This window comes from uncultured Sphingomonas sp., from assembly GCF_964243315.1.
Lineage (GTDB): Bacteria > Pseudomonadota > Alphaproteobacteria > Sphingomonadales > Sphingomonadaceae > Sphingomonas.
The window spans coordinates 1-12,843 of the sequence record NZ_CAXTEM010000068.1 but is presented as its reverse complement, the minus strand read 5'-3'; the positions used below and the strand labels follow the sequence as shown (position 1 = coordinate 12,843).

General features: G+C 69.1%; 13 protein-coding genes. 4 read left to right on the top strand and 9 right to left on the bottom strand.

Going from position 1 to position 12,843, the window contains the following annotated elements; genetic code table 11:
- From ACFE77_RS14375 to glmM, 5 genes are all read right to left on the bottom strand, one after another.
- Positions 1–547: DNA-methyltransferase (locus tag ACFE77_RS14375; protein WP_375422335.1), on the bottom strand; the 547-nt coding region annotated here is incomplete at its 3' end.
- A 174-nt stretch (positions 548–721) separates the two neighbouring features.
- On the bottom strand, positions 722–1,324 hold the full coding sequence (locus ACFE77_RS14370; protein ID WP_375422334.1) for a ribonuclease HII: 603 nt from the start codon (positions 1,322–1,324) through the stop codon (positions 722–724).
- A complete protein-coding gene (gene thiD, locus ACFE77_RS14365) occupies positions 1,321–2,070 on the bottom strand; it encodes a bifunctional hydroxymethylpyrimidine kinase/phosphomethylpyrimidine kinase (RefSeq protein ID WP_375422333.1) in 750 nt (249 codons plus the stop codon). Before thiD ends, ACFE77_RS14370 begins: the two co-directional genes overlap by 4 nt.
- Positions 2,071–2,147: 77 nt before the next feature.
- Complete coding sequence (locus tag ACFE77_RS14360) at positions 2,148–2,390, bottom strand: DUF1272 domain-containing protein (protein ID WP_375422332.1); 243 nt, start codon at positions 2,388–2,390, stop codon at positions 2,148–2,150.
- Complete coding sequence (gene glmM, locus ACFE77_RS14355) at positions 2,390–3,730, bottom strand: phosphoglucosamine mutase (protein ID WP_375422331.1); 1,341 nt, start codon at positions 3,728–3,730, stop codon at positions 2,390–2,392. The genes ACFE77_RS14360 and glmM overlap by 1 nt, the downstream gene beginning before the upstream one ends.
- A 71-nt stretch (positions 3,731–3,801) precedes the next feature.
- Here glmM and ACFE77_RS14350 point away from each other — a divergent pair, with 71 nt between their 5' ends.
- Positions 3,802–5,058 (top strand): dicarboxylate/amino acid:cation symporter, encoded by a 1,257-nt coding sequence (locus ACFE77_RS14350; RefSeq protein WP_375422330.1) that lies wholly within the window; start codon positions 3,802–3,804, stop codon positions 5,056–5,058.
- Between the two features lie 130 nt (positions 5,059–5,188).
- Here ACFE77_RS14350 and ACFE77_RS14345 read toward each other — a convergent pair whose 3' ends face one another.
- Positions 5,189–6,763: a peptide MFS transporter gene (locus ACFE77_RS14345; RefSeq protein WP_375422329.1), complete on the bottom strand. Its 1,575-nt coding sequence runs from the start codon at positions 6,761–6,763 to the stop codon at positions 5,189–5,191.
- A 110-nt stretch (positions 6,764–6,873) separates the two neighbouring features.
- On the opposite strand from ACFE77_RS14345, the gene ACFE77_RS14340 reads away from it, so the two are divergent.
- Together ACFE77_RS14340 and ACFE77_RS14335 are read left to right on the top strand one after the other, a co-directional pair.
- A complete protein-coding gene (locus tag ACFE77_RS14340; RefSeq protein WP_375422328.1) occupies positions 6,874–7,452 on the top strand; it encodes a nitroreductase in 579 nt (192 codons plus the stop codon).
- A gap of 47 nt (positions 7,453–7,499) precedes the next feature.
- Entirely contained in the window at positions 7,500–7,856 is a 357-nt protein-coding gene (locus ACFE77_RS14335; RefSeq protein ID WP_375422327.1) for a GntR family transcriptional regulator, read from the top strand.
- A 287-nt stretch (positions 7,857–8,143) separates the two neighbouring features.
- Here the strand turns inward: ACFE77_RS14335 and ACFE77_RS14330 are convergent, their stop codons facing one another.
- The gene (locus ACFE77_RS14330; RefSeq protein WP_375422326.1) at positions 8,144–8,962 is read right to left on the bottom strand and encodes an arylamine N-acetyltransferase; all 819 of its coding nucleotides are present in this window, start codon (positions 8,960–8,962) and stop codon (positions 8,144–8,146) included.
- 5 nt (positions 8,963–8,967) lie between these two features.
- Positions 8,968–10,683, bottom strand: coding sequence for an acyl-CoA dehydrogenase (locus ACFE77_RS14325; RefSeq protein WP_375422325.1), 1,716 nt, complete (start codon positions 10,681–10,683; stop codon positions 8,968–8,970).
- Between the two features lie 40 nt (positions 10,684–10,723).
- On the opposite strand from ACFE77_RS14325, the gene ACFE77_RS14320 reads away from it, so the two are divergent.
- The gene (locus ACFE77_RS14320) at positions 10,724–11,656 is read left to right on the top strand and encodes an L-threonylcarbamoyladenylate synthase (RefSeq protein WP_375422324.1); all 933 of its coding nucleotides are present in this window, start codon (positions 10,724–10,726) and stop codon (positions 11,654–11,656) included.
- Positions 11,657–11,767: 111 nt separating this feature from the next.
- Here ACFE77_RS14320 and ACFE77_RS14315 read toward each other — a convergent pair.
- Positions 11,768–12,843: putative glycoside hydrolase (locus ACFE77_RS14315; protein ID WP_375422323.1), on the bottom strand; the 1,076-nt coding region annotated here is incomplete at its 5' end.

The following is a 12,843-nucleotide window of genomic DNA, read 5'->3' as shown; positions in this document are numbered from 1 at the left end:
AGTCGCTGCGCATCTGCAGCTCGTCGTTCAGCGTCTTCATGCTGCGATAGTTGAAGGTGTATTTCGCCTTCTCGCCCTTCGACGCCCAGATCAGCGTCTCGTGCGCGTTGGTGAAGCGGGTGCCACGGAAATTCGGCATCGGATTGGCCTTGCGCCAGACGATGTCATTGAGGATCCAATAGCCCAGATCCTGCACCGCGGCGCCAACCCGGAAGATGTTGTGATAGCTGCCGATCACCCAGATCGTGCCGTCGTCTTTCAGCACCCGGTGCGCCTCCGCGAGCCAGGCGCGGGTGAACGCGTCGTACTGCGCCAGCGAATCGAACTTGTCCCAATCGTCGGTGACCGCATCGACATGGCTGCCATCCGGACGGAACAATTCGCCGCCGAGCTGCAGATTATACGGCGGATCTGCGAACACCATGTCGACCGATTTTGCGGGCAACGCGCGCATCGCGGCAATGCAGTCGCCGATCAAGATCTGATCGAGCGGGAGCAGCGCGTCGCGCTCGGCCGTCAGCGGCCGGACCTTGTCGATAACCCCCATCACGTCCCCCTCAGGCCGCTATTCGCGCGAAATCCGACGACTCCGTCAAGCGCGCATTGGTTAACGATGCGGGTTACCAAATCGTAAAGGGAGGAGAACATTTTGGCGACCAAGCTACATCTTGAGTCGCAGCGCGGCGCGCCACTCAACCTATAGCGGTGTGGCGCGAAAGACTCACCGGTCGAGATACGCCTGTGCGACCGGCGCGAAGCTGCGCCGATGCAGCGGCGATGGGCCATGGTCGCGCAACGCCTTCAGGTGCGCGGGGCAGCCATAGCCCTTGTTCGAATGCCACCCATAATGCGGATGGGCGTCGGCATGGGCGAGCATGATCGTGTCGCGGGTGTGCTTGGCGACGATCGACGCCGCCGCGATCGAGAGGCTCCTGGCATCGCCGCCGACCAGCGCCGTGGCGGGGTGGGACCAGCGTGGCAGGCGGTTGCCGTCGACCAGGACGTGCGCGGGCGCCTCAGTCAGCGCGCCGACCGCGAGCGTCATCGCCTTCATCGTCGCCCAATAGATGTTGAGCGTGTCGATCTCGTCCGCCTCCACGATCCCGACCCCGACGATCGCGCACCCATAGAGCCGCCCGCATAGCCTTTCGCGCTCGGCGGCGCTGAGCTTCTTCGAGTCGTTTATGCCCCGCGGAACACCCTTGGCGGGCAGGATCACGGCCGCGGCGACCACCGGCCCGGCGAGCGGCCCGCGGCCCGCCTCGTCGACCCCGGCGACCGGCGCCAGGCAGAGTTTCTCGTGGCGCAGATGCGGTCTTGTCATTGAAAATCCGTGACGAATTGCTGTCCCATCGGGCCATGCCCTTGCCCCAATCCGGGGGCGGCGATCAACGCCCGTCGCACGAACGCCACCGCACGTTCGAACGCGTCGCCGATCTCAAGCCCGGCGCCGAGCCCGGTCGCGAGCGCGGTGGCGAAGGTACAGCCGGTGCCGTGGGTGCTGGTCGTGTCGATCCGCTCGCCGCGCACCTCGCGCTCCAGCCCGGCCGGCGACCACAGCCGGTCGACGACCATATTGCCCTCGGCATGCCCGCCCTTCTCGGCCAGGTGGCAGCCGAACCCGAGCACCGCCTCGCGTCCGCCAAGCGCGGCGAGCTCAGGCAGGTTCGGCGTGACCACGCGCGCTAGCGCCATCAGCCGCGAGAACGCCGCGATCGTCGCCGCGTCCGCGAGCACCGAACCGCTGGTCGCGATCATCACCGGATCGAACACGATCGGCACCTCGAGTTCCGCCAGCCGGTCCGCGACCGCGTGCGCGGTCTCAGCCGACCCGATCATCCCGATCTTCACCGCATCCGCACCGATATCGGCCAGCACCGATTCGATCTGCGACAGCACCATATCGGCCGGCACCGGGTGCACCGCCTGCACCCCCAGCGTGTTCTGCGCGGTAATCGCGGTGATCGCGGTCATCGCATGGCCGCCAAGCATCGTTACCGTCTTGATGTCGGCCTGGATGCCCGCACCGCCCCCAGAATCCGAGCCCGCGACGATCAGGATGCGCGGCACGCTGCTCCCCTCCCGCTTGCGGGAGGGGTCGGGGGAGGGCCTGTAAGGAGAAGCCAGACTACCGGCCATGCCGCCCCCTAGCCGTTCCCGCGAGCGCGAGGGGAATAGCGCCGCTCGGTCGAAGCAGGATGGTCTCTCAACGCATCGTCGACCCGCGCCGGACGATCGAGCAGCTCGCCGCGACAATTCGGGCAGCGATCGTCGAGCGCGTCCGCGCAATCGGCGCAGAAGGTGCACTCGAACGAACAGATGAACGCGCCGCCCTCGTCGGCTGGCAGGTCGACGCCGCAGCGCTCGCAGTCGGGTCGCATCTCCAGCATCAGGCCGCCGCCTGCCGCACCGCGTCGCAGATCCGGTCGACCACGCGCTCGACCTGGCCGGCGTCGTCGCCCTCGGCCATGACGCGGATTACCGGTTCGGTGCCCGACGGCCGGATCACCAGCCGGCCGCTGCCCGCCAGTTCCACCTCCGCGGTGGCGATCACGTCCTTCACCGACTCGGCCTCCAGCGGCTTGCCCCCGGCGAACCGCACGTTCTTCAGCAATTGCGGCAGCGGTTCGAATCGGCGCAGCACCTCGCTCGCCGGCGCGCCCGCGCGCTTCACCTCGGCAAGGATCTGCAACGCCGCGACCAGCCCGTCGCCGGTGGTGCCGTAATCGGCGAGGATGATGTGCCCCGATTGCTCGCCGCCGACATTATAGCCCCGTGCGCGCATCGCCTCCAGCACGTGGCGGTCGCCGACCGCGGTGCGCACCAGCCCCAGGCCCTGCGCCGCCAGATGCCGCTCGAGCCCCAGGTTCGACATCACCGTCGCTACCAGCCCTCCCCCGGCCAGCTTGCCCTGCCGCGCCCACCCTGCCGCGATCGTCGCCATCAACTGATCGCCGTCGATCACCCGGCCCTTTTCGTCGACCACGATCAGCCGATCCGCGTCGCCGTCGAGCGCGATGCCGATGTCCGCGCCCGCCGCGACCACCGCCTCGCCGAGCGCGGCGGGCGCGGTAGATCCGACGCCGTCGTTGATGTTGGTGCCGTCGGGCGTCACCCCGATCGCGACGAGATCGGCACCGAGTTCCCACAGCGCGGCGGGCGCGACCTTGTAGGCGGCGCCGTGCGCGCAATCGACGACGATGCGCATGCCGTCGAGGCGCAGGTTCTCGGGGAAGGTCGCCTTGGCGAAATGAATGTAGCGGCCTTGTGCGTCGTCTACCCGCCGCGCGCGGCCGATCTGCGCGGACGGCGCCAGTGTCGCGTCGCCGTCGATCAGCGCCTCGATTGCGCTCTCCGCCTCGTCGCTCAGCTTGTAGCCGTCGGGTCCGAACAGCTTGATGCCGTTGTCCGCGAACGGATTGTGGCTGGCGGAGATCATCACGCCGATGTCGGCGCGCATCGACGTGGTCAGCATCGCCACCGCCGGGGTCGGCATCGGCCCGACCATCACCACGTCCATGCCGACGCTGGTGAACCCGGCGACCAGCGCGGATTCGAGCATATAGCCCGACAGCCGCGTGTCCTTGCCGATCACCACCCGGTGCTTGTGGTCGCCGCGCAGGAAGTAGGATCCCGCCGCCATGCCGACCTTCATCGCCATCGCCGCGGTCATCGCGCCAGCGTTGGTCGCGCCGCGGATTCCGTCTGTACCGAAATATTTTCTTGCCATCGTCGCTGTCCGGTCCGGATTAAGGCCAATCTGCGTCGCCTCGATAGCGCCGCGTTCGACAAAGGGCGAGCATGTCGCAACCTACCAGAATACTTCTCGCGCTCGTCATCGGGCTGGTCGGCGGCATCCTGCTCGCGACCTGGAGCCCCGGCGCGGCCGAGGCACTGATCCCGATCGCGCAGCCGATCGGCACCGCCTGGCTCAACGGCCTGCAGATGACCATCGTGCCGCTGGTGGTGTCGCTGCTGATCACCGGCGTCGCGGCGACCGCGGAGGCCGCGCGCGCCGGGCGGCTCGCGGGCCGGGCGATCCTGTTGTTCGTGGGCGTGCTGTTCTGCACCGCCACCACGTCCGCACTGCTCAGCCCGCTGATCGTGCGGACCTTCCCGCTGCCGGTCGATGCCGCGGCGTCGCTGCGCGCGGCGCTGACCGATGCGGGGCCGGTCGCGCCGACGCCGCCGATCGCGGACCTGCTCGCCGCGGTGGTGCCGACCAACATCGTCGCCGCGGCGGGCGCCAACGCGTTCCTGTCGATCATCATCTTCACGCTGGTGTTCGCGTTCGCGATCCTCAGGATCGAGCCCGACGGCCGCGAGCGCCTGACCGGCTTCTTCGTCGCGGTGCGCGACGCCATGCTGGTGGTGGTCGGCTGGGTGCTGGTACTCGCGCCGATCGGCGTGTTCGCGCTCGCCTTCGTGGTCGGCGGACGCGCCGGGGTCGCCGCGTTCGGCGCGCTGCTCCACTATATCGTCGCGGTCTCGGCGATCGGGGTGGTCGTGTACCTCGGCTCGTTCGTGCTCGCGAGCGTCGGCGGCAAGGTCGGCCCCCTGCGGTTCCTGCGCGCGTCCTTCCCGGCGCAGGCGGTCGCGATCAGCACCCAGTCGTCCCTCGCCACCCTGCCCGCGATGCTGAAGGTCGCGCGCGGGCTCGGCATCCCGGTGGCGACCTCGGGCGTGGTGCTGCCGCTCGCGGTCGCGATCTTCCGCGGCACCCAGCCGGCGATGAACCTCGCGGTCTCGATCTACATCGCCGCCTGGCTTGGCATCCCGCTGACCCCCGGTCTGCTCGTCGCCGCCGTCGTCGTCGCCGCGCTGACCTCGCTCGGCTCCGCCAGCCTGCCGAGCCAGATCACCTTCGTCAGCGCGATCGCGCCGATCGCTGGCGTGCTCGGCGTTCCCCTAGCCCCGCTCGGCCTGCTGATCGCGGTCGAGACGATCCCCGACATCTTCCGCACCGTCGGCAACGTGATGATGGACCTCGCCGCCACCGCCACCGTCTCCCGCCGCAACCGCGACGTGTGGGACGAGGGCGGGGAAGAGGCGGAGTGAACCACCATTCCACCCCGGCACGGGGAGGGGGACCAGCGAAGCTGGTGGAGGGGGCCATCCGCGAGCGAACCGTTTGAGGAAGCCCCCCTCCGTCACGCTGCGGCGTGCCACCTCCCCGGCACGGGGAGGACTAGCCCCGCGGCACCTGCTCGCCGCGCGTATCGATCCCCGCCGCACCCGGCTCGGCCGCCAGCGACTGCCCCGCCAGCGCATGATCCGCGGGCGCGCCCAGGGTATCCAGATGCATCAGCCTGCTCACGAACGGCGCCAGCACCAGCACCCCGACGCCGAGTCCCATCGAGACCCAGCCGATCCGCCCATAGACCTCCAGCACCTGCGCGGTTCCCGCGCCCTCGCCACCCGTCGCCTGCGCGATCAGCCCGGCGAGGAAATTGCCGCCCGCGGTCGCCAGGAACCACGTTCCCATCATCAGCCCGGTCATCTGCGCGACCGACAGCCGCGTCATTGAGGACAGCCCCACTGGCGAGAAGCACAGCTCGCCCGCCGAATGGAAGATGTAGAGCAATGCCACGAAGATCGCCGGGGTCAGCCCCTCAGCCGGCGCGCCGAGGATCAGCGCGAAGAACCCCGCACCGACCAGGATCAGCCCGATCCCAAACTTGAACGGCGCGCTCGGTTCGCGGCCGACCCGCGCGAGCTTCACCCACAGGGCACCGAAGATCGGCGCGAGCACGATGATGAAGAACGGGTTGATCGACTGGAACACCGACGCCGGGATCGTCCAGCCCAGGAAGGTCCGGTCGACCGCCTGATCGGTATAGACGTTGAGCGACGACCCGGTCTGTTCGAACAACGCCCAGAACACCGGCGACAGCGCCACCAGGAACAACGCCGCGAAGATCCGGTCGCGGTCCTCGCGCGGCAGCTTGAACACCGCGGTCCATAGGATGTAGCCGATCGTCACGATCGACGCGGCGACCAGCAGCGTGCCGACCACGCCCTGGCTGCGCACCAGCCACCACGACACCAGCACCGCGACGATCGCGCCGATGTAGATCGGGATCTCCTTCGCCTGCTCCGCGACCGGCGGCTCGCCGACGCCGTGCAGTTCGCGCCGGAACAGCACGAACACCGCGAGGCCCAGCGCCATGCCGATCCCCGCCGCGCCGAACCCGTAGGACCAGCCGACCGTCTCGCCCAGGATGCCGACGATGATCGGGCCGATGAACGCGCCGGTGTTGATCCCCATGTAGAAGATCGAGAACGCGCCATCGCGACGCAGATCGTCACGCGGATACAGCTTGCCGACCAGCACCGAAATGTTGGCCTTTAAGAAACCCGTGCCGACGATGATCAGTGCGAGCCCGAGATAGAAGCCGTCGAGCGCGGTGCCCTGGATGCCCTTAGGCGCCTCGACCAGCGCGATCAGCAGATGGCCGAGGGTGATGAAGATGCCCCCCGCCAGCACCGACTTGCGCGCGCCGAGAAACCGATCCGACAGGTAACCGCCGATGATCGGTGTGATGTAGATGAGCGTCGTGTACGCGCCGTAGACCGCATAGGCCGGTTGTTCGTCGAACAGGAAATGCTTGGTGAGGTAGAACACCAGGATCGCGCGCATGCCGTAATAGGAGAACCGCTCCCACATCTCGGCGAAGAACAGCATGAACAGCCCGCGCGGGTGCCCCAGGAAGGTCTTGGCATCGGCGGGAACCCCGCCGCCGATCGGATACGCACTCGCCATGTCGTCGAAAAACTCCCCACCCGCGCCGCGCGCGGTGTCGTCGTTACCGATGAGACTAGCGGCAAAGCGCCGGGTGTAAACATCGACCCGCCCGCGCTAAGGCCCGCCTCATGCTGAACGACGCCTCCACCCCGCTATCTCTCCTGGCGACCCGACGCTCCGGCAAGCCGCGCGATCTGGTCGCGCCGGGACCCGACGACGTGCAGCTCACGACGATGCTGGCGATCGCGGCGCGGGTGCCTGATCATGGCAAGCTCGCGCCGTGGCGCTTCGTCGTCGTCGGCGACGACCAGCGCGCCCGGCTTTCGGCGCTGATCACCGACGCCTATCGCCGCGACCGCCAGCAGGCCGCGGCGACCGAGATCGCCTCGCTCGACCAGTTCGCGCACCAGGCACCCGCGCTCGTCGTCGTGCTGTTCTCGCCCCGGACTGAGAGCCACATCCCGCTATGGGAGCAGCAGCTGTCGGCCGGCGCCGCCTGCATGAACCTGCTCCACGCCGCGCATGCCTCGGGCTTTGCGGGCGGATGGCTGACCGGATGGCCGACCTATTCCGACAGCGTGCGGGACGCGTTCGGCGCCGACCCCGAACGGATCGTCGGCTTCATCTTCATCGGCACGCCGTCGCGCCCGCTCGACGAGCGCCCACGTCCCGACATGACCAGCATCGTCTCGCACTGGACGCCTTGAGCGGGGGAAGGACTCGACGCGACGGTCATTTGCTGTATTATTCCAGCATGACAGCGCTCAGCAACGAGGACAGCCCGGTCTATATCCGGCTGCGCGGCACGATCGCCGCCGGAATCCTGCGCGGCGACTATCGCGCCGGCGACCAACTACCCTCGGTCCGCGCCTTCGCCGCCGAACATGGAGCCAACCCGCTGACCGTCGCCAAGGCGTATCAAAGCTTCCAGGACGACGGCTATGTCGAGGTCCGCCGCGGCGTCGGCATGTTCGTGCTGCCGGGCGCGGTCGAACGCCTCCGCATCGCCGAACGCGACAGCTTCATCACCACCCACTGGCCGCGCATCCGCAGCCACATCGACCTGCTCGGCCTGAACGCCGCCGATCTGCTGGATCACGAGCGGGCTTAGGCCTGATTAGGGTTACAAACACCGCCGTTATTCCCGCGCAGGCGGGAATCCAGACTGGCGAGCGGATGTGCCAGACAGCCAAAGACAGCCAGTATGGATCCCCGCCTGCGCGGGGATGACGGAGGGGGACAGGTCAGCCTTACGCCCCGTTCGTCCTGAGTAGGGATCGAGTAGCTGCGCAGCAGCGTATCGAGAGCCCGTCTCGATGGACAGGTTGGCGCTCGGACCCCAACCATCTTGCCGATGAGCCTGGCATCAGTCGCTGGATCTCGACCTCTCCGCTCCCCTCAAAACAGCCCCAGCGCCGCGACCTCCTCGACCGACAGGTCGATGCCGAACATCAGGCTCAGCCGCATCCGGTATACTCGCGGATCGTCGATGACGCCGCCGGTCTCGGCCTCCCCGGCCTTGCGCTTGTACTGCCGGTCCATCAGGCTGGCGAAGCCGTGCGGCAGGACGATGCTCGCGATCCGCAGCGCGCGGAACCGGCTTTCCGGCCAGGCCGAGGTCCAGTGGTTGCCCATCGCCAGGTCGGCATCCCACACCAGGCCGGTCGTGAAGCTGTACTGCGGCATATATCCCGCCCCCGTGCCGCGCCCGTCGGTGGTCGTCCCGTCGCCGTCGCGCAGCAGCATCCAGCCATGCGTCGGATCGCTCACCAGCCGGAACTCCGCACCATCCGATGCGCCCGCCTCGGCGCCGTCGACCAGCGGCATCGGCGGCGCATAGCTGCCGCCGAAACCCGGGTCCGCGATCCAGTCCTGCCCGTCGATCGTCACCAGGCTCAGCGTATGCGTCAGCGGCGGCACCTCGCTTGCGCCGAGCCACACCCGTGCCAGCAGCGGCCGCGCCGCAAAGCCGAGGGCCGCCAACGCATCGAGGAACAGCCGGTTCTGTTCGAAGCAATAGCCCCCGCGCCGCGCTGTCACCAGCTTTGCGAACACCGCATCGCTGTCGATCGCGATGCCGCGACCGAGCACCACGTCGAGATTCTCGAACGGGATCGCCAGCCGGTGCGCGCGTTGCAACCGCGCCAGCCCCGCATCGTCCAGCGTCGGTCGCGCCGGCATGCCGATGCGGTGGAGATAGGCGTCGAGATCGAACATCGCGATCAGGCCGCGAACGCCTCGGCCGGGATCGCATACAGCGCCGCCGCGCTCGCGGTCGCCGCGGCCTTCAGCCCCATCGCCTCCGGCACGATCTGGTCGAGGTAGAACGCCACCGTCGCGCGCTTGCCCGCCGCGAACGCGTCGTCGCCGATTGCCGCCTGCCCCTGCCGCTCCATCAGCCACCCGCACGTCGCCACCGACAGCATCGTCAGGAACGGGTAGCTCGCCGCCAGCCGATCGTCGGCATCCGCGGTCGCCAGCCGGCGGCCGATCGCGTCGCAGGCATCGACCAGCGTCGCGAGTTCGGGGTGACGCACCGCCGCGCGCATGTCCGCGATCAGCGCCGCGAACGCGCCGCCGTTCGCCAGCCCCAGCTTGCGACCGACCAGGTCCGCCGCCTGAATGCCGTTGGTGCCTTCGTAGATTGGGGTGATCCGCGCATCGCGGAAATACTGGGCCGCGCCGGTCTCCTCGACATAGCCCATGCCGCCGTGGATCTGGATGCCGAGGCTCGCGACCTCGTTCCCCAGATCGGTGCCGTGCGCCTTGGCCAGCGGCGTGACCATCTCCAGCCGATCCTTCGCGGCGGCGTCGCCCAGCGTCGCGCGATCGACCTGACCGGCGGCGTAATAGACCAGCGCGCGCGCCGCCTGGGTCTGCGCGCGCATCCGCATCAGCATCCGTCGCACGTCGGGATGTTCGACGATCCGCACCGAGTCGCGACTGGTCCCGCCGGCGCGCGCCGATTGCACGCGTTCCAGCGCGTAATCGACCGCCTTCTGCGTCGCGCCCTCCGCGATCTGCACGCCCTGCAGGCCGACGTTGAGCCGCGCATTGTTCATCATCGTGAACATCGCGCGCATCCCGCCATGTTCCGGGCCAATCAGTTCGCCGATGCAATCGTCGTTGTCGCCGAAGCTCAGCACGCAGGTCGGCGAGGCATGCAGCCCCATCTTATGCTCGATCGACACGACATGGACGTCGTTAGCGCCACCCGGCCGGCCTTCGGCATCGAGCCGGAACTTCGGCACCAGGAACAGCGAGATGCCCCGCGTGCCCGCGGGGGCATCGGGCGTCCGCGCGAGCACCAGGTGGACGATGTTCTCGGCCAGGTCGTGATCGCCGAACGAGATGTAGATCTTGGTGCCCTTGATCGACCAGGTGCCGTCGCCGCGCGGCGTCGCCTGGCTGCGCAGCGCGCCGACATCGGACCCGGCCTGCGGCTCGGTCAGGTTCATCGTGCCGGTCCATGCGCCGGTCGCGAGATGCGGCAGGTACAGCGCCTGTTGCTCGGGCGAGCCGTGGTGCGCCAGCGCCTCGATTGCGCCGACCGTCAGCGTCGGGCACAGCGCGAAGCCCATGTTCGCCGATCCCAGCGTGTCGAGCACCGCCGTCTGGATCGCGAAGGGCAGGCCCTGCCCCCCGAACGCCTCCGGCACGCCGATCGTGCCCCAGCCACCCTCGACATAGTCGCGGTAGGCGGCCGCGAAGCCTACGGGCATCTTCACGCCTTCCGGCGTCCATTTCGCACCCACCGTGTCGCCGACTCGGTTGAGCGGCGCCCATTCCCCCGCCGCGAGCGCGCCAACCCCTTCGAGCACCGCGTCGACGACGTCGTCGCTGGCGGCGGCGAAACGCGCGCTTTGCGCCAGTTCGTCGATCCGCACGACATGCTCCAGCACGAAGCGCTGCTCGGCAACCGCGGGGGTGAAGGCCATCGTTTCTCTCCTGGATTCGAGCGCGCTATAGCGCCCGACGATGGCTGCTCCAAACCCGCTCGTTTTACCCTACGGCACCGCGGCGATCGCTGCCGCCGCCGCGGAGATCGCGCGAGGCGGTATCGTCGCGGTCGCCACCGAGACGGTCTACGGCCTCGCCGCCGACGCGACCGACGCGCAGGCGGTCGCGCGGATCTATGCCGCCAAGGGCCGACCGAGCTTCAACCCGCTGATCGTCCACGTCGCCGATGCAGCCGCGGCCGAAGCAATCGCAATGTTCGACGACGAAGCGCGCGCGCTCGCCGCGGCGTTCTGGCCGGGCCCAATGACGCTGGTACTGCCCCTGCGGCCGGGCGCGGGCATCGCGTCTTTAGTCACCGCCGGGCTGCCGACCGTCGCGATCCGGGTGCCCGCGCATCGTGCAATGCAGGCGCTGCTCGCCGCGACGGGCAAGCCGCTCGCCGCACCCTCCGCCAATGCCAGCGGCGGGATCAGCCCGACGCTTGCCGACCATGTGGCCGCCAGCCTGGGCGCCGCGGTGCCGATCATCGTCGACGACGGCGCGACCGACCAGGGGCTCGAATCCACGATCGTCGCGGGCCGGACCATCCTCCGCCCCGGCCCGATCACCGCGGCCATGCTCGCGGCCGTCCTGCCCACGGTCGCGACCGCGCAGGGCACTGCCGCGATCACCGCGCCGGGCCAGCTCGACAGCCACTACGCCCCGACCAAGCCACTGCGCCTCGACGCGACCCAAGCTCATGCCGGCGAATGGCTGATCGGCTTCGGCGCGATCGAGGGCGACGACACCCTCTCCGCGACCGGCGACCCGATCGAAGCCGCCGCTAATCTGTTCGCCGCGCTCCACCGCGCCGACGCCTCACCGCACGCGGCGATCGCCGTGGCGCCCGTACCGGAAACCGGCATCGGCACCGCGATTAACGACCGCCTGAGGCGCGCCGCGCATCGCTAACTCTCCCCTCCCCTTCAGGGGAGGGGCCGGGGGTGGCGTGTCCCCAAACGCGAGGTGCGAGGAGAGCCCCCACCCTAACCCCTCCCCTGAAGGGGAGGAGTTAGGATCCGATCACCGCACCCCGCAGCTCACCGGTCCGGGAGGCGCGCTGCCGATGCGGATCGACGAGATGTCGATCGTCGCGGGCGCCGCGCCGGCCAGCACGAACGGGCGGGTGACCTTGGCCATGTCCGCACCGCCTTCCGCGAAGCAGCGCAGCGGCACCGCCGCCTGACCCCAGCTGCCCGGCCCTGCCGCATTGAACGCGCCGGTCATCGGCACCGTCGCGACCTTGTCGCCGCTCGCGATGCCGACCGTCAGCGGCCCCGCGACCTTCGCGGCGACGCGGTAGTCGATCAGCAGACTGAGCTGGCCGTTGGTCTCGCGCGTCAGATCGATCGGGTTCGCCTGTTCGATCGAAACTCGGCCCTCGCTCTTGCCGCTCCAGGTCAGCCGCAGACTGTCCTCCTGTGCGCTGCGGTCGGTGCGGGTCTGCACCACCCCGCCGGTCACGTCGAGCCGCGCGCCGACCGCGACCCGGCCACGCACGAACAGCGCGTTCTGGTCACCCGCGGCGACCTTCGGCCGGGTCTCGTCGAGCACCGGCACCGTCGCCGCCGCGGCGTAGCTCAGGCCATAGCCGAACGGGAACAGCGGGTCGTAATTGGCGTCGCGGCGGTTGAGCACGTTCTGGTCGATCCGCTTCGGCCAGCTGAAGCTCAGCTTGCCCGCGAAATCGCGTGCCGGCTTGCCGTTCTTGCGCGCGACCAGCACGTCGGCGACGCCGCCGCCCTCGGTCCCGGGCAGGAACGCCGCGACGAATGCGTCGGCGGCGTTGATCTCGGGATTAACCCACATCGGACGCCCCGACAGGAACACCGCCACTACGGGCACGCCGGCGGCCTTCAGCTTCTTGAGCAGCGCGAGGTCCGACTTGTCCTCGGGGCTGTATTCGAGCGTCGGGCGATCGCCGGTGAACTCGGCATAGGGCGTCTCGCCAAACACCACGATCGCGGCGTCCGGCTTGGCGGTGAAGCTGCCGTCGGGCGACAGCGTCGCCTTGCCGCCGCCGGCGCGGACCGCCTCGTCGATCCCCGACCAGATCGACTGGCCGTTGGGGAAATCCTTGTTGGTGACGTCGGTGCCCT

Coding starts and splice junctions, on each gene's coding strand:
- ACFE77_RS14370 (WP_375422334.1), bottom strand. CDS start 1,324: ATGACAAGACCGCATCTGCGCCACGAGAAACTCTGCCTGGCGCCGGTC.
- ACFE77_RS14360 (WP_375422332.1), bottom strand. CDS start 2,390: ATGCTGGAGATGCGACCCGACTGCGAGCGCTGCGGCGTCGACCTGCCA.
- glmM (WP_375422331.1), bottom strand. CDS start 3,730: ATGGCAAGAAAATATTTCGGTACAGACGGAATCCGCGGCGCGACCAAC.
- ACFE77_RS14350 (WP_375422330.1), top strand. CDS start 3,802: ATGTCGCAACCTACCAGAATACTTCTCGCGCTCGTCATCGGGCTGGTC.
- ACFE77_RS14345 (WP_375422329.1), bottom strand. CDS start 6,763: ATGGCGAGTGCGTATCCGATCGGCGGCGGGGTTCCCGCCGATGCCAAG.
- ACFE77_RS14340 (WP_375422328.1), top strand. CDS start 6,874: ATGCTGAACGACGCCTCCACCCCGCTATCTCTCCTGGCGACCCGACGC.
- ACFE77_RS14335 (WP_375422327.1), top strand. CDS start 7,500: ATGACAGCGCTCAGCAACGAGGACAGCCCGGTCTATATCCGGCTGCGC.
- ACFE77_RS14330 (WP_375422326.1), bottom strand. CDS start 8,962: ATGTTCGATCTCGACGCCTATCTCCACCGCATCGGCATGCCGGCGCGA.
- ACFE77_RS14325 (WP_375422325.1), bottom strand. CDS start 10,683: ATGGCCTTCACCCCCGCGGTTGCCGAGCAGCGCTTCGTGCTGGAGCAT.
- ACFE77_RS14320 (WP_375422324.1), top strand. CDS start 10,724: ATGGCTGCTCCAAACCCGCTCGTTTTACCCTACGGCACCGCGGCGATC.